This window comes from Gemmatimonadaceae bacterium (assembly GCA_035606695.1).
Lineage (GTDB): Bacteria > Gemmatimonadota > Gemmatimonadetes > Gemmatimonadales > Gemmatimonadaceae > JAQBQB01.
Window position 1 is genome coordinate 25,937 of record DATNEW010000026.1, and the last position, 17,359, is coordinate 43,295.

General features: G+C 64.9%; 22 protein-coding genes. 21 read left to right on the plus strand and 1 reads right to left on the minus strand.

Annotation, left to right across the window (positions count from 1 at the left end; all coding sequences use genetic code 11):
* Genes VN706_11140 through VN706_11150 form a run of 3 tightly spaced genes read left to right on the plus strand, consistent with a single transcriptional unit; the run spans position 1 to position 4,995 of the window.
* A complete protein-coding gene (locus VN706_11140; protein HXT16176.1) occupies positions 1–1,293 on the plus strand; it encodes a glycosyltransferase in 1,293 nt (430 codons plus the stop codon).
* Between the two features lie 59 nt (positions 1,294–1,352).
* Entirely contained in the window at positions 1,353–3,680 is a 2,328-nt protein-coding gene (locus tag VN706_11145; GenBank protein HXT16177.1) for a polyprenyl synthetase family protein, read from the plus strand.
* Between the two features lie 7 nt (positions 3,681–3,687).
* The gene (locus VN706_11150) at positions 3,688–4,995 is read left to right on the plus strand and encodes a glycosyltransferase (protein ID HXT16178.1); all 1,308 of its coding nucleotides are present in this window, start codon (positions 3,688–3,690) and stop codon (positions 4,993–4,995) included.
* Here the strand turns inward: VN706_11150 and VN706_11155 are convergent.
* Positions 4,961–5,836 (minus strand): FkbM family methyltransferase, encoded by an 876-nt coding sequence (locus VN706_11155; GenBank protein HXT16179.1) that lies wholly within the window; start codon positions 5,834–5,836, stop codon positions 4,961–4,963. The genes VN706_11150 and VN706_11155 overlap by 35 nt on opposite strands.
* Before the next feature lie 134 nt (positions 5,837–5,970).
* Between VN706_11155 and VN706_11160 the strand changes: the two genes are divergently transcribed.
* From VN706_11160 to VN706_11245, 18 genes are all read left to right on the plus strand, one after another.
* Positions 5,971–6,630 (plus strand): RtcB family protein, encoded by a 660-nt coding sequence (locus VN706_11160; protein ID HXT16180.1) that lies wholly within the window; start codon positions 5,971–5,973, stop codon positions 6,628–6,630.
* A 74-nt stretch (positions 6,631–6,704) separates the two neighbouring features.
* Positions 6,705–7,205, plus strand: coding sequence for a GNAT family N-acetyltransferase (locus VN706_11165; GenBank protein HXT16181.1), 501 nt, complete (start codon positions 6,705–6,707; stop codon positions 7,203–7,205).
* Between the two features lie 121 nt (positions 7,206–7,326).
* The gene (locus VN706_11170; GenBank protein HXT16182.1) at positions 7,327–7,851 is read left to right on the plus strand and encodes a DUF1697 domain-containing protein; all 525 of its coding nucleotides are present in this window, start codon (positions 7,327–7,329) and stop codon (positions 7,849–7,851) included.
* Complete coding sequence (locus VN706_11175; GenBank protein HXT16183.1) at positions 7,848–8,303, plus strand: pyridoxamine 5'-phosphate oxidase family protein; 456 nt, start codon at positions 7,848–7,850, stop codon at positions 8,301–8,303. Before VN706_11170 ends, VN706_11175 begins: the two co-directional genes overlap by 4 nt.
* On the plus strand, positions 8,300–8,602 hold the full coding sequence (locus VN706_11180; protein HXT16184.1) for a hypothetical protein: 303 nt from the start codon (positions 8,300–8,302) through the stop codon (positions 8,600–8,602). Before VN706_11175 ends, VN706_11180 begins: the two co-directional genes overlap by 4 nt.
* A complete protein-coding gene (locus tag VN706_11185) occupies positions 8,602–9,216 on the plus strand; it encodes an ankyrin repeat domain-containing protein (GenBank protein HXT16185.1) in 615 nt (204 codons plus the stop codon). Before VN706_11180 ends, VN706_11185 begins: the two co-directional genes overlap by 1 nt.
* Positions 9,217–9,364: 148 nt before the next feature.
* A complete protein-coding gene (locus VN706_11190) occupies positions 9,365–9,832 on the plus strand; it encodes a DinB family protein (GenBank protein HXT16186.1) in 468 nt (155 codons plus the stop codon).
* Entirely contained in the window at positions 9,829–10,680 is an 852-nt protein-coding gene (locus VN706_11195; GenBank protein ID HXT16187.1) for a dienelactone hydrolase family protein, read from the plus strand. The genes VN706_11190 and VN706_11195 overlap by 4 nt, the downstream gene beginning before the upstream one ends.
* Positions 10,677–10,916, plus strand: coding sequence for a hypothetical protein (locus VN706_11200; protein HXT16188.1), 240 nt, complete (start codon positions 10,677–10,679; stop codon positions 10,914–10,916). The genes VN706_11195 and VN706_11200 overlap by 4 nt, the downstream gene beginning before the upstream one ends.
* Before the next feature lie 103 nt (positions 10,917–11,019).
* The gene (locus tag VN706_11205) at positions 11,020–12,138 is read left to right on the plus strand and encodes an alpha/beta hydrolase (GenBank protein HXT16189.1); all 1,119 of its coding nucleotides are present in this window, start codon (positions 11,020–11,022) and stop codon (positions 12,136–12,138) included.
* Between the two features lie 73 nt (positions 12,139–12,211).
* On the plus strand, positions 12,212–12,472 hold the full coding sequence (locus VN706_11210; protein ID HXT16190.1) for a DUF3303 family protein: 261 nt from the start codon (positions 12,212–12,214) through the stop codon (positions 12,470–12,472).
* Between the two features lie 59 nt (positions 12,473–12,531).
* Positions 12,532–12,972 carry a hypothetical protein gene (locus VN706_11215; GenBank protein ID HXT16191.1) on the plus strand — a complete coding sequence of 147 codons (441 nt, stop codon included), beginning with the start codon at positions 12,532–12,534 and terminating at the stop codon, positions 12,970–12,972.
* Between the two features lie 9 nt (positions 12,973–12,981).
* Positions 12,982–13,350: an enhanced serine sensitivity protein SseB C-terminal domain-containing protein gene (locus VN706_11220; GenBank protein HXT16192.1), complete on the plus strand. Its 369-nt coding sequence runs from the start codon at positions 12,982–12,984 to the stop codon at positions 13,348–13,350.
* 86 nt (positions 13,351–13,436) lie between these two features.
* The gene (locus tag VN706_11225) at positions 13,437–14,087 is read left to right on the plus strand and encodes a hypothetical protein (GenBank protein ID HXT16193.1); all 651 of its coding nucleotides are present in this window, start codon (positions 13,437–13,439) and stop codon (positions 14,085–14,087) included.
* Between the two features lie 29 nt (positions 14,088–14,116).
* Entirely contained in the window at positions 14,117–14,620 is a 504-nt protein-coding gene (locus VN706_11230; GenBank protein HXT16194.1) for a GNAT family N-acetyltransferase, read from the plus strand.
* A 625-nt stretch (positions 14,621–15,245) separates the two neighbouring features.
* The gene (locus VN706_11235; protein HXT16195.1) at positions 15,246–15,746 is read left to right on the plus strand and encodes an isoprenylcysteine carboxylmethyltransferase family protein; all 501 of its coding nucleotides are present in this window, start codon (positions 15,246–15,248) and stop codon (positions 15,744–15,746) included.
* Positions 15,743–16,657, plus strand: coding sequence for a Nif3-like dinuclear metal center hexameric protein (locus VN706_11240; protein HXT16196.1), 915 nt, complete (start codon positions 15,743–15,745; stop codon positions 16,655–16,657). The genes VN706_11235 and VN706_11240 overlap by 4 nt, the downstream gene beginning before the upstream one ends.
* On the plus strand, positions 16,648–17,319 hold the full coding sequence (locus VN706_11245; GenBank protein HXT16197.1) for a hypothetical protein: 672 nt from the start codon (positions 16,648–16,650) through the stop codon (positions 17,317–17,319). The genes VN706_11240 and VN706_11245 overlap by 10 nt, the downstream gene beginning before the upstream one ends.
* Positions 17,320–17,359 lie beyond the last annotated feature (40 nt).

Here is a 17,359-nt window from a genome sequence, read left to right on the forward strand (position 1 = left end):
ATGTACGCCCTCTTCACGGCGCTCCCCTTCGTCGGCCACTTGAATCCGCTCATCCGACAAGCCGCCGCGCTCCAGCGGCGCGGCTGGCGCGTCGCGGTCGCCAGCACGAGGGAGATGGCCGCCCACGTCCACTCCGAGGCGCCCGAGGTTCCGTTCGTCGACCTCGGCGAGCTGGGCGGTATCGCCGGCCGAATGCGCGCCGCCGAAGAAGCCGCGTCGGCGGAGCCCGACTATCGTCGCGGCGCCCTGCATTTTCTCGCGCCGCTCTCGGAGATGTGGCCCGTGCTGTTCGATGGACTCGTGCACGCAATGTCGAGCGATCGGCCCGACGTCGTCGTCGTCGATCTGTTTACGTCCGCCGGGTTCTCCGCCGCCGAGAAAGCGGGTCTGCCGTACGTCGTGAACAATCCGTCGCTGCTGAACGCGATACCGACGGAGCTCATGCCGCCGAACTGGCGGGTACCGTTCGCCATGTCGCCGCGCTCCGTCCACGACGCGCGCCCGCGACACCGATTGCTCGAGCCGATCACACGCCACGCGATGCAACTCGCCGTGAAGCTCACGATCGGCCGACAGATCACGAAGCAGCGCGCCAGTCGCGGACTCCCGCCCGTGCCACTCCCCGAGTTGCTGCACGGCCGGACCATCGTCGTCAACGGCGCATTCGGCCTCGACTACGAGCGAACGCTTCCTCCATATGTGCACATGGTCGGTCCCATGCTGGACGAGGACGTGCCGCCGCTTCCGGAAGCACTCGACCGCTGGCTGTCGGACGGCATGCCCGTGACGTACGCGAATCTGGGAACCGTCGTTCGCGCGTCGGTCGAGCAGGTTCGACGCATGGTCGAAGGCTTCGACGCATCGGGCATGCGCACGCTGTGGGTGGTGAAAGACTCGCTTCGCGAACGGCTCCCGAAGACGATTCCCGCGTCGATCTGCGTCGTGCCTCGGGTACCGTCGCCCCGCGCCGTGCTCTCCCATCCGAACGTCCGCGTGTTCGTCTCGCACTGCGGCATGAACAGCGTGTACGAGTCGATGGCGGCCGGGACGCCCGTGGTTGGCATCCCGATGTTGTCCGATCAACGCGACATGGCCGTGCGCGTTGCCGACGCCGGCGTTGGACGCTGGATGGACAAGAGCCGATTCACCGCCGCGCAGCTGGCATCGGACATCGCGCGCGTCGCTGGAGACGAGGCGTATCGCCGGCGCATCGCGCCGCTTCAGGACGCGTTCGCGCGTGCCGGCGGAGTCGAACGCGCCGTCGATCTCATCGTGACGAGTGGGGAGTCGTGACGTTTCATTTACCGCCAAGCATAGCGGAATGAAATACCGACGACTACAATGATCCCCACATGCCGGGTACACATTCCGTAGTTGGACGAGAGCCGTCGCGCTTCACTCCCTCCGTCGACGCCGTCCCGATCGCTGAATTCGTCTCGTTCGATTGGCCGGCGCCCGGTCCAATAGATCTGACGACGCACGACCTGCCACACGCATCGTCGACGATGGAGTGGTGGTACGTCAACACGCATCTGTCGTCGGCCGGGACGGGTCAGCGCGTCGCGCTGTTCGCTTCGTTCTTTCGCGTCGACGTCAGTGAGAGTGGCGCGAGCGAGCGCACGTTCGGGCACTTCCTCACCTGGGCATTGATCGACGTCGACGGCCAGCGGTTCTTCCCGCACACGGCCCTCGACCCGCGGTCGCCCGCGATGGCGGTCGCCGAGATCGACGGCACCGAAAGCTCGCGCGACGATCTCCTGCGCCGTGCGTTGCGCGAGGTCGTGGCACGCGGAACGGTGCCGCTGCCCGATCGCCTGCTCGCGTCGGATGCCCGGGTGAATGTCACGCGCCTGGACCTCGACTACGACGGCAATCGCTTCGTGTGCGATGATGACGGCTCGTACGTGCTCGAGTTGCGAAGCGGCGACGGCCGCGAAGGATGCCGGCTGCGCGTGACGCTCGAGAAGGGCGTCGTCCGACACGGCGACGACGGTGTCGTTCGCGGCGTGGACGACGAGCGGATGTTCTACTACTTCTCGCCGCGCTGCCGCGTCGACGGCGCCGTGCTGCTCGACGGCGCGTGGATCGACGACATGCGCGGGTCGGGCTGGTACGATCACGAGTTCGGCGAGAAGCAGACGATCAGCGTCGGCGGCGAATCCGCGCTATCAGAGAACGCTAAAAAGGCGACCGTCGGCTGGAACTGGCTCGCGGTGCAGCTCGACAACGGCTATGAGATCAGCGCCTACGACCTGTTCGATCGCGAGGATCATTCCGTGTCGCGCGGACGTTGGGTGATCGTCGTCGATCCGTCCGGCGAGCGCCGCTCGTACGCCGACTTCGCGCTCGACGCGCACGGGTCGTGGACGAGCACCAAGACGTTCAACGAGTATCCGACGTCGTATTCGCTGCGCGTTCCCGAAGCGGGCCTGTCGCTCGAAGCGCAGGTCGTCATGCCCAATCAGGAAGTCATCACGATCATCTCGGCGCCCGCCTTCTGGGAAGGCGCCGTCTCGATCGCGGGCACGATGGGCGGCGCGCCGGTGAGTGGCGTGGGGTTCGTCGAGCGCAGCGGCGCGAGCGTCGTCGACACCACCGACGCCTTCTTCGCGTCGGTCGGCCGGGAGACGCGGCGCGCGATCGACGCGCTGCTGCCGGATCCACTCCCCGCGTCCCGCGCGCTCGATCTCATCGGCAGCCACGCGCGCCCGCATTTCCTCGACGGTGTCGATCTCGAGCAGTTTTCGCGCACCGTCGTCCGGCCAATCCGTGAGATCATCCTTCGCGGCGGCAAGGCGTGGCGGTCGTACGGCGCGCTCGCCTGCATGGATCTCGTCGGCGGCGACTCCCAGCCGTTCGCCCACTGGCTGGCGCTTCCGGAATTGCTCCACGTCGGATCGCTGATCATCGACGACGTGCAGGACGCATCCGACGTGCGGCGCGGCGGGCCATCGCTCCACAAGCTCTACGGCGATGCGCTGGCGATCAACGCCGGCTGCGCGAGCTATTTTCTCGCCCAGCTGCCGATTGGCGCCTCCAATCTTCCCGCGGAACGTCGTGTTAGCGTTTATGAATCATACTTCGAGTCCATCCGCTCGGCGCATGCCGGCCAGGCGCTCGACATCGACGGACTCGCCGCGCTGTTGCCGAACGTCGTCGAGAGCGGAGAGGGGGCGCTCCTCGAGCGCCGGGTGCTCGCGATCCACCGGCTGAAGTCGGCCGCGCCGGCCGGCGCGCTCGCGAGAACGTCGGCGTTCATCGGCGGCGGCACGGAAGAGCAGGCCGACGCCGTCGGCTGGCTGTTCGAGTCGTACGGAGTGGCGTTCCAGATCATCGACGATGTGCTCAACCTGCGCGGCTTCGATGAGAATCGAAAAACCAAAGGCGAGGACATCGCGGCCGGCAAGATCACGGCGCCGGTCGCCAAGGCGATGGGCCGCTTGCCGCGCGACGAGCGCCGCCGGCTCGCCGACATCCTCGCCGCGCGTTCGACCGACAAGCGCGTGATTCGCGAAGCCGTCCGCCTGATCGACGAATGCGGCGCGCTCGACGCCTGCGAGAGCGATGCGCGCGAGCTCATCGAATCGGCCTGGCAACGCCTCGACCCGGTCGTGCCGGACTCGCAAAGCAAGGTCCGCTTGCGGGCGTTCGGCTGGTTCGTCCTCGAGCGCCACTACTGACGTACGCTTGCCGTACGCTCTCTTCGCCGCCATTCCACTCATCGGCCACCTGAACCCACTGATCAGGCAGGCCGAGGAGCTCGGAAGGCGCGGGTGGCGCGTCGCGATCGCCGCGCACAGCGAGCGGCGCGCGCATGTCGCATTGGAAAGTCCGGCTTTAGAGTTCGTTGATCTCGGGCCGCTCGGTGCAATTGCCGCGGAGCTGCGCCGCACCGAAGAGGCGGCGTCGCGCGATCCCAATTTCGTCCGCGGCACCCTGCGCATCGTACGTGGACTCGGCGCCGTGTGGCCGTCGATGTATGACGGGCTGCTCGCATCGATATCGAGCGATCGTCCCGACATCGTGATCGCGGACCTGTTCTCATCCGCCGCCATGTGTGCCGCCGAGAGGGCGGGCGTTCCGTTCGCGGTGAACAATCCCGACTTGCTGGCGTCGCTGCCGGTGACGTTGCTGCCGCCGGCGGACCAGGTGCCATTCCTGTTCTCCGGCAAATCCATTCGCGACGTCGGTCGCGGCCAGCGAATGACCGGGCCAATCATCCGTCGCATAGCCGCCCTGGCGACGACGCTGACGGTGGGACGCGACCTCAACGCGTACCGTGCATCGCGTGGTCTGACCCGAACGACGCCTGACGCGTTACTGCGCGATCATCTGATTCTCGTCGACGGCGCGTTTGGATTGGAGTACGAGCGCCCGTTGCCGCGCGACGTGCACATGGTCGGGCCGATGATGCCGGACGTCATACCGGCGCTGCCGGATGATCTCGCGCGGTGGTTGGCCGATGGCCCGCCGGTGGTTTATGTGAATCTTGGCACAATGGCTGTGGCGACCGACGCGCAGCTCGCCGCGATGCTCGACGCGCTTACGAGCGACCGCTTCCGCGCGTTGTGGATTCTCGCGGCGCCGCAGCAGGCGCGATTGGCGCGCGCACGTTCGGCGTCGGTCCGCGTCGAGTCATGGGGACCGGCGCCGGCCGCGGTGCTGCGCCATGAGAATGTGCGCGTGTTCGTGTCGCATTGCGGGATCAACAGCGTGCACGAGTCGATCGTCGCGGGCACCCCAATCGTCGGCATTCCGATGTTCGCCGATCAGCGCGACATGGCGATTCGTGTTGCCGACGCCGGCGTCGGCGTCTGGATCGACAAGCGAAAGCTCGAGCGCGACGCGCTGCGCTCGTCGATCGTTCGCGTGATGGACGACGCGTCATTCGCCGCGGCGATTCCGAAGATTCAGGCGGCGTTCGCGCGGGCGGGCGGAGTGCGGCGCGCCGCGGATCTCATCACGCAGCGGCTGGCCGAGTCGCGTAGAGCGTAGAGATTTGCAGCAGCTCGTGGAGCTTCCAGTCTTCGCGGGCGCGAGTAACGTGGAAGCCGTGTGATTCGAGCAAACGCGACATTCGATCGAACCGGCCGTCGACGTCGTGGACCTCGATCACGAGCTGATTGATGCGCGGCCAATCCGCGCCGCCGATTCCGGCGAGCACGTCCTCCTCGGCACCCTCGACGTCGATCTTGAGAAGATCGATATGCGACTCGCCGCTGGTCGCGAGTGCCTGTGAGAGCGTGATCAACTTGCAGCGCGGGCGGCGAAGATAGATTCGGCGGCGGAGACCGAGCAGCGCGAGGAATGGCGCCATCGCGATCAGGACGAATGGACGCCAGACGCGCGAGGCGAGTCCCGCGGACAAGGCGGTCAACGTCCTGCTCGGCGTCACGGCGGACGCATCATCCAGCGCGGCGGCGAGCCAGGTCGCGCCCGACACGCCGGGCCGGCGGTCGAACACGCGTGGGTGCATGGAGGCCGAAATCGTCATGAATCGATCGACCTCGAAGACCGCGTCACCTTCGTGAGCCGCCACGCCGACGTTGTAGACACGGACTGAAGGCGCGTGTTCGGCCGCATTGCGCTGGAGCGCCTCGAAGAGTTCCGGAATCGGTTCGAAGGCGTGCACGCGAACGCCCGGCACGACACGCGGCAGGTGAATGGCAAAGAGGCCGACGTTGGCGCCGACGTCGAACACGACCGCGTTCGGCTCGAGAGCGATCCCGTGCGACAGGTAGGTCGACTCGGCGACAACCTCGCGGTAGACGACGGCGGCCTCGACGGCGTTCGGCGCCCACACGGCTTGATGATTCGGTAATACTACTTTCTGCATGATTCGGATGATGCCCGGCGCGAGAGTCGTTGGACTCGAGACGTGCACAACTTAGGTTGCGACGAGGCGCGGCGCTAGAAAACGACGATGACCCGGTCGACGATCCACTCTTCGCCTCATCGTCATGTGACGCCTTGCGCGAGGTCGCCGGGAGCCACGAGCACCATACGTTGTTGAAGAAGGCGCGCCAGCAGCTTGGGACCGTGGGGTCGGGCAATCACTACGTCGACGTGTTCGCGGATGAAACGGGCGCGCTCTGGGGCGAGCGTGTGCGCGAAACCGAAGTGCTGCTCGATCTCTCGAAACCGCTTGGCGACGCGTACTGGCGTTTGATGGAGCTGGTGGGCGCATACGCATATACGGGCCGCGAGTGGGTCGCGCGTCAGGTCGTTAGCATTCTTGGCGGACGCGAGATGGAGCTGGTTCACAACCATCACAACTTCGCGTGGAAGGAGCGTCATGACGATCGCGATCTCGTCGTGGTGCGAAAGGGCGCGACGCCGGCGTTTCCGGATCAGCGAGGCTTCGTCGGCGGATCGATGGGCGACGACGCCGTGATCATCGAGGGTGCGCGTGATGGCGACGAGTCGCTGCAGCGCGCATCGTTGTACTCGAGGGTGCATGGGGCGGGCCGAGTGATGTCGCGTACCGAAGCGCGTGGGAAAGTGCGTGGGTGGGGAAAGAACGCGCGCATCATTGCGGCGCAGGGTGATACCATCCGCGTGCTGCACACGCTGCGTCCGATCATCGTGGTGATGGCGGGCGAGAACGAAGTGGATCCATATAGGGATTAGAGTTCGCGAACATAACGGCCGCCGACGCGGATCAGTGTGCTGGGCGACCGGTCGTTTTCCCGGAGGGACTCGTGGTGGGCATTACAGTCCGACGCTTTGCCGCTCACGAATGGCCGTTGTATCGCGAGCTCCGGTTGCGTGCCCTGGCCGACTCGCCCGACGCGTTCGGCAGCACGCACGCGCGTGAGTCGGCTCGCGCTGACGCGGAGTGGGAAGATCGACTCCGCGTTGGCGTAGCTGCCGAGACGGAGATGCCTGTTGTCGCACTCGTCGATGAGATGCCGGTTGGTCTGGCGTGGGGCCGGCAGGATGAGCATGATGTATCCGTCGCGCACGTGTTTCAGGTGTGGGTCGCGCCGGAAGCTCGTGGCAAGGGCGCCGGAAGTCTCCTGCTGAATGCCGTCATCGCGTGGGCGAAGGGACTCGGGGTACGCACCGTGCGGCTCGGGGTGACGGCGAGTCACCCCGCGGCGTTTCGGTTGTACAAGCATGCCGGCTTCGTCGAGGATGGAAACGCGGAACCGCTTCGCCCGGGATCGTCGATTCTGTGTCAGCCGATGCAACTTGCGCTTTGAGCCACGCACGCCGGATCACACGCCTCGAGAGTCGCCCACGGTGTGACAAAGTCATATCCTGTCGGTCGTACACGGTGAGTGGTGCGACGTTGTTCATTGTCGATTAGCCGGTTTCGGATTCATGGCACTTGTCACGCTGCTCCGCGGTGTCAATGTCGGCGGCCATCAAACCTTCCGCCCCACGCGTCTTGCGCACGAGCTTCGCCGATTCGACGTGGTGAATGTCGGCGCAGCTGGAACATTCGTCGTGCGTCAGCCCGGGTCTCGCCGCGATTTCCGTGCGGCGCTCGTCAAGCAGCTTCCCATCACGACCCAAATCGTCATGTGTGAGGGCCGCGACCTCCTTCGTCTCGAGAGCTCGAATCCGTTCGGAGAGACGCCCGCGGACCCGGGTGTCACGCGGTTCGTGAGTTTTCTCTCGAAACGGGGCGGCGCGAGCCCAACCCTTCCCCTCTCACTCCCGCCTGGAGAGAATTGGTTGGTGCGCGTCGTCGCGTCGACGGACCGGTTTGTCTTCGGGGAGTATCGCCGGCACATGAAGACGATCGGGCATCTCGGGCAGCTCGATAAACTTTTCGGTGCGCCAATGACTACGCGAAACTGGAATACGATTCGTGCGATCCAGCGCGTGTTGCGGGACACGTGAAGGCCGACGACTTGCTGCGCTTCATGCGCACCCAACGCCTGGCCGTCGAGGCATCGTGTACGCCGGACGGCGGACCGCAGGCGGCGTTGGTTGGAATTGCCGTGACCGATGCGTTCGAGATCGTCTTCGACACGCTGGACAGCACGCGCAAGGCGCGAAATCTTCGAGCATCGCCCCGCACGGCGTTCGTGCTCGGCGGGTGGAGCGGCGCCGACGAGCGCACCGTTCAGTTCGAGGGAATCGCCGACGAGCCGCACGGAGCGGAGCTCGAGCGGATCAAAGCATCGTACTTCGCCGCGTGGCCCGACGGTCCAACGCGCGAATCGTGGCCGGGCATCACCTATTTTCGCGTTCGGCCGAGGTGGATTCGATTCACCGACTTTACCGGTGCGTCGCCGGACGTTACGGAATTCACGGCAGACGAGCTCGCGGCATCCCCTCACTCTCGATGACGCACGACTCGTTGTCGGTGCTCGCGACGCGGTTGAGTCGAAGGATTGCCTGGCGGTTGCGTCTCGCGCGCTGGGGCAAGCTGCTCGTGCTTCCAACGTTTGTTGCGGCGTTTTACGCCGGACGCTGGAATGAACGTGCCGCGCTTCTCGGATTCGGCCTGTTCCTCCTCGAGGTCCTCGCCATCATGCTGGGCGAAGCACAGCGTTGCCCACTCTGCGAGGCGTCGCTCGTGATCGGGCGAGGCCCGCAGGAAGAATTCGTGGGGACCTGCCCGGATTGTGGGTATCCAATCGATTGATGACGGCATCACAGTTTCAAACGCTATTTCGCGCGATCGCGGCCGGCGACATCACGCATATCCACCGCCTGCTCGCCGCGGACCCTCGCCTCGTCGCGGAGCCAACGCCAACCGGCGCGTCACGAGCGGAGCCGGCTGCGTTCTATCTCGAGCGCATCGAGCATTACGTCTACGCCGGCGACACGGCGCTTCATCTTGCCGCCGCGGCGTATCAAACGAGTCTTGCGTGCGATCTCCTGAAACGCGGAGCGCGGGTTGACGCAAAGAATCGGCGAGGGGCTGAGCCGCTTCACTATGCTTGCGACGGCAATCCGGGATCGAAGCGCTGGAATCCGGACGCCCAGGCAGCGACCATCGAGTGCTTGCTGTCGGCCGGCGCGAATCCAAACGCCGTCGACCGCGGCGGCGTTGCGCCGTTGCATCGCGCCGTGCGTACGCGTTGCGCCGCGGCGGTGCGCATACTTCTCGAGCACGGAGCGAACGTCCGGCAATCGACCGGGCGCGGATCGACCCCGATGGATCTGGCTCTTCGGACGACCGGACGGGGCGGCAGCGGCAGTAGTGAAGCGCGCGCACAGCAGGCGGAGATCGTTCGACTTCTCGCCGGAAACTGACGTGACACACTCCGCGGCATTCGGTGCCAGGCCTCGTTCGTTCACGACGATCGCTTGTCGAACGGTTTTTGTCCGATGTCGTTGCCACGCGGGGGCCCCGTAAGCAAAAACTCACAGGCACACCAATTTCAACCAAACCGAGCGGCTCATGCCGAACGACCTCCTCAAGAAGATGGTTGATCAAAACCGGATGACGAGCGCGTACTCGTTCGACCGGATCACCGACGACAATGCCTCCACGAGATTGACGCCGAGCGCCGCATCGATCGGATTCATCTTTCGGCACATCGCCGAAACGATCAACCTGTTTTGCCAGTTCCTCGGCGTCCCGACGGATGTTCAAAACACGACGATCGGCCGGACGGATGAAGGGCAGGGCACGGACATTCAACAGAGCCGCCGGCTCGTCGAGGAAGGGTTTGCAAAACTCTATACACTCGTCGAGACACGCCCCGATGACTATTGGGGCGGCGACATCGAGACGCCATTTTTCGGGACCATTCCGCGAATTCGACTGTTCGCGCATACGCTCTTTCACAACTCGCATCACGCGGGGCAGATCGCGTTGACCTTGTCGCGAGGAAGTAAACCGGAGTCGGGAGACCCCAAACAGTGAGCGGCGCGCGTCTAGCGGGACTGTCGAGCATCGCGTTTGCGATACTGTTCATCCTCGAGCCGCGCGAGGCTCGCGCGCAAGCGGCATTTGCGCCACCTGAGACGGTCGTCGTGAACAGCGGCGGCCTCCGTCTCAAGGCGCTACTCTGGCGCCCGAGCGGCCCCGGTCCGTTTCCCGCGGTCGTGTTCAATCACGGCGAGGCGCCGCAGGCCATGACCGCCGCGCAAGCCGAGACCGTCATCCGGTCCGCGTTGGGTCCCGCGTTTCAACGGCACGGTTACCTGTTGCTCGCGCCCTTTCGGCGCGGCGAAGGATTGTCGCGCGGTGAAGGTACGTCCATCCAGGAAGCTGTCGCGAAACGCGCGGCGGCCGCGACGGACTCGGGCACCCTGCACGATTCCTTGCTCGCGACCGAGCAGCTCGATGACGTGCGCGCCGCGATCGCATATGTCAGAACCCGCCCCGATGTGAATCGCGATCGCGTCAGCGTCGCCGGGCATTCACAAGGTGGCGTGCTCGCGATTCTGGCGGGCGCCCGCGACAGCACGCTCTACAGCGTTCTCGATTTCGCAGGTGCCGAGCGAGGCTGGAATTTCCCGTCGATTCGCCGCTTGCTCACGGACGCCGTCGGGCGGCTGAACGTCCCGCTGCTGATGGTGCACGCCGCGAACGGCAATCCACAGCCCGGCATCGCAATGCACGAAGCGTTGAAGGCGCGCGGAAGACCGAGCCGCCTTCTGGTGTATCCGCCGTTCGGCAGTACGTTCGAGGAAGCACACCGGTTCGTGCTCCTTGCCATCCCGAAATGGGAGACCGATGTGTTCGCGTTCCTGGAGCATCGATCGTGACGTTTCGCGCGTTCGGCGAGCTCGTTGCGTTCGGCGCCACGACCGATGGCGGTCGTGCCGCCGACTTTGTACGAGACTGTTGGTCGAGGAGCTCGGGCGATATGGCAACGCCGGAGTGCTATCCATGGCTCGATCAGGACCCGGCCGGCGTGTGGCAGGCGCCGAGTGGCGCGCGGGTCGCGTGGTTGAAGGATCCGGATGGCAATCTGTTGTCGGTGGCACAGTATCCGGAGTAGGCGGAATACCAGAACTGTAATGAAGCGCCGAACGCTTTCGGCGAATGAGGGGTCGAACAGCTATCGCCGGTCGCACCCCTCCTTCAATCCGCCGGAACGGACCATGATGAAGATGCTCCTGTGCTCGGTCGCGCTCACCCTCGCCTGCGCCGCGTCAATGCCAGCGCAGGATCTGACCTGTCGCGGAGTCGCGTACGACGTGCCGGGCTTGAACGACGGTGTGATCAGCCTGGACATGCGTCGCCGGGACGGCGAATGGAAACCGATTCACGGACGCATCGGCGATGCGGGCTCCCTGCATCCAACGTCGACCGTCACCCGGCACGACTCGCTGATCGTGGTCTTCGACGAGCTGCACGCCACGTTCGCCGGGCCGCTGACTGGGAACCAAAACGTGATCCGCGGCGCATGGACGAAGGGCGGAACGCGTATGCCGCTGAATGTTCGGTGTCGAGCCGATGCGCCGGTTCTCGACACGACGCATCACACGGTTCGCTATGTGGCTGTCGAGAAGGGTGTGCAGCTCGAAGTGCTCGACTGGGGAGGCACCGGACGACCGGTCGTGCTGCTTCATGGTTTGAATGCCACCGCGCACGTGTTCGACGAGTTCGCGCCGGTGCTCGCGAAGGAGTATCACGTTTATGGCATCACGCGCCGAGGTTCCGGCCGATCGAGCATGCCGGACAGCGGCTACTCGTTCAATCGCAAAGGTGATGACGTGGTGGCGGTACTCGACTCGCTGCACCTCGCCCAGCCGGTGCTGGTCGGCCATTCCGCTGGCGGCGGGCCATTGAGCTCGGTCGGATCTCGCTATCCCAAACGCGTCGCAGGATTGGTGTATCTCGACGCGGCGTATCCGAACGCGTGGATCGACACGTCGCGGCTGAAGCTCGATTCCGGTTTGACGGCCGATGATCTCCCGAAGTGTCCATGCTCCCCCATCGAGCAAGCCGAGTCGGAGCCGACGGTCAAACACTTCGACCTGCCGCTGCCGGTGCTCGCGATCTACGCGATGCAGCCGGACTGGGAGACGAGAACGTTCGATAGCCGGGCACCCGACTGGACGCCCGCGGCGCAATCGCGAGAGTTCGAGCGCGGCGTGCCGACGGCGCGCGTCGTGCGCATTCCCAACGCGACGCACGAGGTCTATCGATCGAATCAGGCGCACGTGCTGGAGGAGATGCGAAAATTCATTCGGTCGCTGCCGCCGGTGAAACCATAACTGGCGTCACTTCCGGTTCTCGCCGTATGGCTCATAGCTTTGGGAGCATCCCCCGAAGCCTCGCCGCACTACCATGCTCTTCATGATCATCGAGCACTTCCACGACGGCGACCCACGCCCCGTCTACGCGCGGTTCCGCGAGCGCGGCCGGCTCGCGCCCGAGGGCCTTCGCTACGTCAACAGCTGGGTCACGAGCGATTTGACGCGCTGCTACCAAGTCATGGAATGTGACGATCGCTCGCTGCTCGACCAATGGATCGCGGCGTGGGATGATATTGTTCAGTTCGAGGTTCACCCTGTCATCACGTCGGCCGAGGCCGCGGCGAGGGCATGATCTAGGCGCGAGAGCTTGATCTCCGCCCGCACCTCGGCCTGACTATTCAGAGAACTCTCATGACCGAGTGGCAGCCATACCGCGAGCCGATTCGTGTAACGCTCCTCCGAACGCTGAGCATCGCTCTCGTCGCGGGGGCGATCGTATCGATGTCGACGGGCGGCCTCAAACGATGGCCCATCCTCACGGTCCTGATGCTCTGGCCGTCATTTGGCGGGCACTGGATCGACCTCTTTTTTCTCAACGTGCTTCGGTCGCAGCTTCCTGCGCGTCGCGCGGCCCAACGACTCGCGAGAGTCGCGGTGTGGTTCGTCGGCGGCGTGATCCTCGCCGCGGGCGTACAGCTGACGGCGCGGCTGCTGTTCGAGCGGCCGCGGCTGGCATGGCTGACCTGGGCGACCGCGGGCGCGGCGGGCGCAGCGTTCGTCGCCATCGAGCTCGTCGCGCACGCGGCGCTGCATCTTCGCGGCCGAGCGAGCTTTTATGATGGACACGGGTGACGCTCGAATATGGGATTACTCGATGAATGGAGCCGGCGCGCACTCCAGCGCCGCGAGGGGAAGGTCGAGTTCCTCGGCGAACAGAGCGGGTCGGTCGAGGATACGTTCAAGCGCGATCTGATTTTCGAGTTCGCGACACGGCCGGATATTCGCCGCGCTTACCTCGCGCGCGCCGGCTTCGAGTCGCTGAGCGAACCGTCGATTGCGCTGTGCATCGTGTCGGCTCGCCCCGACGATCGATCGCTGGTCGTACGGGTGGGCGAGATCGCCAAGCGTCGCTTCGCGAAAGACGTCGCGCTGGACATTCTGTTCCTGACTCCGGAGCAGGACGTGGACATCAAGCGCGTGTGTTCGCCGTTTTACCGCGGCCCGGCGTAGCTGCAACTTGGAGCGGCTCGAGGGTTATAAGCCGTCACACTTTTCGTGAAGCGATGATGACACAACCTCCGGACCATCCTGAACGTGTGGGGGAAGCGATCGCGCAACACCTCCTCGCGCGCGCCGCTACACTGGACACCGACGGGTTCAGTCTCGACCAGTTGCGCCAAGCCGCCGCCGAAGCAGGCATCTCCACCGCGGCATTCGACGCGGCCGTCGCAGAATGGCGTGCGAGGAGTCGGTCATCGTCGCGGCCGACGCTCGAAAAGCGCCTGACAGGCGCGTTGCTGCGGAACGCGGTGAGTTTCGCGGCTACGTGGGTGGCAATGACCGCGCTGATCAGTCTGCAGCGGCTGATTGTTGGACCGGCAGTCATGCCGGACCTGATAATCATCACCAGCTTGGCGGCGGGCGCCATAATTTCCACGCGCCTTCGCGCACGAGTCGCGACCATCCTCCTCGGCGGACTTGCGGTGTCGCAGGGCGCCGAATTGCTGATGGCCCTCGCGTCGGGGAGGCCCGAGATCCACGGCTTTGGCGCGCACATGGCATTGATGATCGCCGGTGTGGCCGGGGTTGGCATTGGGATTCGGCTCTCTCGGCAGTCGACGCCTGAGGAGTCGGGCGACCGTTGGGAGGAGGACGTCGCCGGTTCGATACCCGACGATGCCCGATCGCGCCCAGCGAGCCACGAAGATATCAGAGCTGAAATGAGAGTTATAGAAGCACTTGCCTGAAGATCGTCATCCTAGACTTGCACCGCATCGTGAGCGCCATCCGCCGCTGCCGCGCCGACGAACAGCCGACCATTCTCGCCATCATCAACGCCGCCGCCGAGCGATACCGCGGTGTCATTGCGGCCGATTGCTGGCACGAGCCGTACATGCCTGCCGAGCAGCTTGCGCGCGACATGAGCGCGGGCGTGAGCTTCTGGGGCTACGAGGATGCTGACGGCGAGCTGGCTGGCGTCATGGGCGTACAGCCCGTGCTGGATGTGACGCTCATCCGGCACGCGTACGTGAGGTCGGATCGTCAAGGGAAGGGCATTGGAGGCATGCTGCTGCGCCATCTCGAGACGCTCACCGATCAGCGTATTCTGATCGGAACGTGGGCGGCCGCGAGGTGGGCGATTCGCTTTTACGAGTCGCACGGCTACGCGATGGTCCCCGCGACTGAGACGCCGGCGCTGCTCGGGAAGTATTGGGACATCCCGCCGCGCCAGGTCGAAACGTCCGTCGTGCTGGCGAAGCCGGCGCGGGGATGGTCTTAGGCGGCGATGCGTGCCTTTGTGCTGCTGTTATGTGCCATTGCGAGCGGCGTTGGCTGCGTACATCGAGTGAGCTCCGGCAGCGATCGCGTATTTGAATATTCTCATGTAGCGTTTAGCGGCTCCGCGACAATCGAATCGCCGCCGAACGGCGAATCAAAGCTGGTCGTGTTCGCGCGCCTTCGTAACCTGACGGACACGACGATCATGGTCGAGTCCAGCGTCAGCGATTGTGAGCCGCCGATCGTATTCGTCAATACGGTCACGAACCATCGATTTGTCTGGGGGCACGTTGCGTGGCGTCGACAGCACGTGCCGGTCGCGCCGCCGCTGAGCGTTGTGTGCGTGGGGACCGACTTGATCGTAACGCTTCGGCCTCGCGGTGACGGTGAGCTCGGGCGGCAGGGCTACCCTGTTCGCATGATCCGCGGCGACTCGATACCTGCTGGGAGATATGTGATCGGGATTCCGGTTCACATCGATCGCTGGGAGAATGGCTTCGTTCGCGACGATACACTCCGCATCTGGTCCCAGCCGAGCGTACTTCCGTAGTCCCATCACGCATCGCTACGTTCGTGAACATTCTACTTCACCACGACCGCTCGGCCGCTCATTCACCGGGCTTCCGATGGCACACGTAACGGGTCTGTTCTGGCGCGCCCTTGCCGCGTTTCTGATTCTTCCCGCGACAATCGGCTTGGTCATCCCCTGGCTCCTGGCGCCGCCCGGTGTGCCGATTCACGCGACCGGAATTTTCATCCTGATCGCGGGATCACTCTTGCTGCTCTCGTGCGTCCGCGAATTTTACGTGGCGGGACGGGGCACGCTCGCGCCGTGGGCACCTCCCCGGCAGGTCGTCACGAGCGGGCCGTATCGATTCTCGAGAAACCCGATGTACATCGGCGTCGTACTCGTTCTCGTCGGCTGGGCTATCGCGTTTCAGTCTGCGACGCTAGGGATCTACGCCGCGTGCATCACCATTGCGTTTCATTTGCGCGTGCTGACCTACGAGGAGCCGTGGCTCATGCGAACGCACGAGCGCGAGTGGCTCGCGTATCGCGCTCGGGTGCCGCGATGGTTGGGATGGCGAGCCATGCGACGCATTAAAGATTCTGAACGAACGACATGACCGCACTCACGCAGATCGTCCATGCGCTCGATGAATTCTTCGACGTTCCGAATTCGGGCGCCGATCCCGCGTTCTCGCGCTTCCTGCCCGCGGTCTATGGAGCGGCGCCGCGTCCCTGGACCTCGTGGGTCGAATCCGCATTCGCCACACACTTCAATGGCCTGATGCTGCGCGGTGATGAGACCGTCCGCACCGTGTTCCTCGCCGCGTTTCCCAGCGAGCACGTCCTCGACGCACTTCTCGATCGCGCCGAGTCGGGCGACCTCCTGTTCGTGCATCATCCCATCGACTTGAAGTCGGGCGATCCGCGCGGCACCTGGGGCAACTTTTTCCAGCCAATCGCCGACGAAACACTCGCAGCCCTTCAGGCGAAGCGCGTGTCGATCTATTCGTGCCACGCGCCGCTCGACTATCACCCCACGCTCAACACGTCCGGCTCGATCGCGCGCGCACTTGGCGCCACTGTGACGGGTCATTTCTTTCCGTACGGCAGCGGTCACGCCGGCGTGATCGCGTCGATGCCGTCGACCCCTGTCGAACTTCTACAGGAACGGTTGCGACATCTGTTCGGTGTTCCGTATCTTGACGCGGCCGGCGCACGCACGGCCGATATCGAACGCCTCGCGATCGTCGCCGGTTCGGGAGACCGCGTCGACGAAATGCAAAACGCCGAACGACTCGGCGCCCAGGCCTACGTGACCGGCGAGATTCATTCACGAATCGATACCGAATACGGTCGTCGAAAGTTCGCCGCCGTCGAAGGCTTCGCCGAGTCGACGCGTATGGCGCTGTTCGGCGTGTCACACGCGGCGTCGGAGTTCCTCGTCATGGATCGTGAGATACAACCCTGGTTCACGGAACGCTTCGACGTCGCAACGGTTCCCCTGCGCGAGGAGCATTGGTGGCGATGATGTGGCGCCGTACATGGTGCACGGTCGGCGGCTCCATCGCCCTGGCGACCGGCTCCGCGCTTCGGTACCCCGGCGGTACCGCGCGCGACCCCACGAGGCTGCACTATTCGCTTTCACAGAACTTTCTCAGCGATCTCGGAATGACGGTCGCATACGATCACGCGCCCAATCGGCTCGGCGCGACGCTGTTCGTGGCGAGCCTGCTGCTGCTCGTCGCCGGATTGGGGACGTGCCTCGTATCGATCGTTCGAACGCTCCTCAACGATGCGGGAGCGCGCCGGTGGGCGCGAATGGCCGGCGTGTTCGCCGCGCTCGCGTGCGCGGGATTCACGGGGGTCGCGGTCACGCCGGAGAACCGCGTGATGCCGATCCACGCCGGCTTCACCCGGTGGGCGTGGCGCATGGTTCCGCTCGCGGCCGCGTTTCTCGCGCTCGCGTCGCGTCAGTCCAAGATGTTTCGCGGTCGCGTCGCGATCACGTGGGCCATCGCCGCCATCGCGCTCGCCGGGTACGTCGCGGTGATGGTGTGGGGACCACGCGTTTCCGAGCCACACGGCCTCGTCGTGCAAGTGATTGCGCAGAAGGCGGCAACCGTCGCGCTCATTGCCGCGTTCCTCATCGTCGTGCGCGACACCGAAACGATTCTTCACGCCCGGGCGTAATACGAGTGGCGGGTCCGCGGAGCCGAGTCGTTTGGACACG

Excerpts from the sequence above, each read along its gene's own strand:
- VN706_11215 (HXT16191.1), top strand. The coding sequence starts at position 12,532 with ATGACCGAGTGGCAGCCATACCGCGAGCCGATTCGTGTAACGCTCCTC.
- VN706_11180 (HXT16184.1), top strand. The coding sequence starts at position 8,300 with ATGACGCACGACTCGTTGTCGGTGCTCGCGACGCGGTTGAGTCGAAGG.
- VN706_11145 (HXT16177.1), top strand. The coding sequence starts at position 1,353 with ATGCCGGGTACACATTCCGTAGTTGGACGAGAGCCGTCGCGCTTCACT.
- VN706_11170 (HXT16182.1), top strand. The coding sequence starts at position 7,327 with ATGGCACTTGTCACGCTGCTCCGCGGTGTCAATGTCGGCGGCCATCAA.
- VN706_11235 (HXT16195.1), top strand. The coding sequence starts at position 15,246 with ATGGCACACGTAACGGGTCTGTTCTGGCGCGCCCTTGCCGCGTTTCTG.
- VN706_11155 (HXT16179.1), bottom strand. The coding sequence starts at position 5,836 with ATGCAGAAAGTAGTATTACCGAATCATCAAGCCGTGTGGGCGCCGAAC.
- VN706_11205 (HXT16189.1), top strand. The coding sequence starts at position 11,020 with ATGATGAAGATGCTCCTGTGCTCGGTCGCGCTCACCCTCGCCTGCGCC.
- VN706_11185 (HXT16185.1), top strand. The coding sequence starts at position 8,602 with ATGACGGCATCACAGTTTCAAACGCTATTTCGCGCGATCGCGGCCGGC.
- VN706_11190 (HXT16186.1), top strand. The coding sequence starts at position 9,365 with ATGCCGAACGACCTCCTCAAGAAGATGGTTGATCAAAACCGGATGACG.
- VN706_11220 (HXT16192.1), top strand. The coding sequence starts at position 12,982 with ATGGGATTACTCGATGAATGGAGCCGGCGCGCACTCCAGCGCCGCGAG.
- VN706_11140 (HXT16176.1), top strand. The coding sequence starts at position 1 with ATGTACGCCCTCTTCACGGCGCTCCCCTTCGTCGGCCACTTGAATCCG.
- VN706_11210 (HXT16190.1), top strand. The coding sequence starts at position 12,212 with ATGCTCTTCATGATCATCGAGCACTTCCACGACGGCGACCCACGCCCC.
- VN706_11240 (HXT16196.1), top strand. The coding sequence starts at position 15,743 with ATGACCGCACTCACGCAGATCGTCCATGCGCTCGATGAATTCTTCGAC.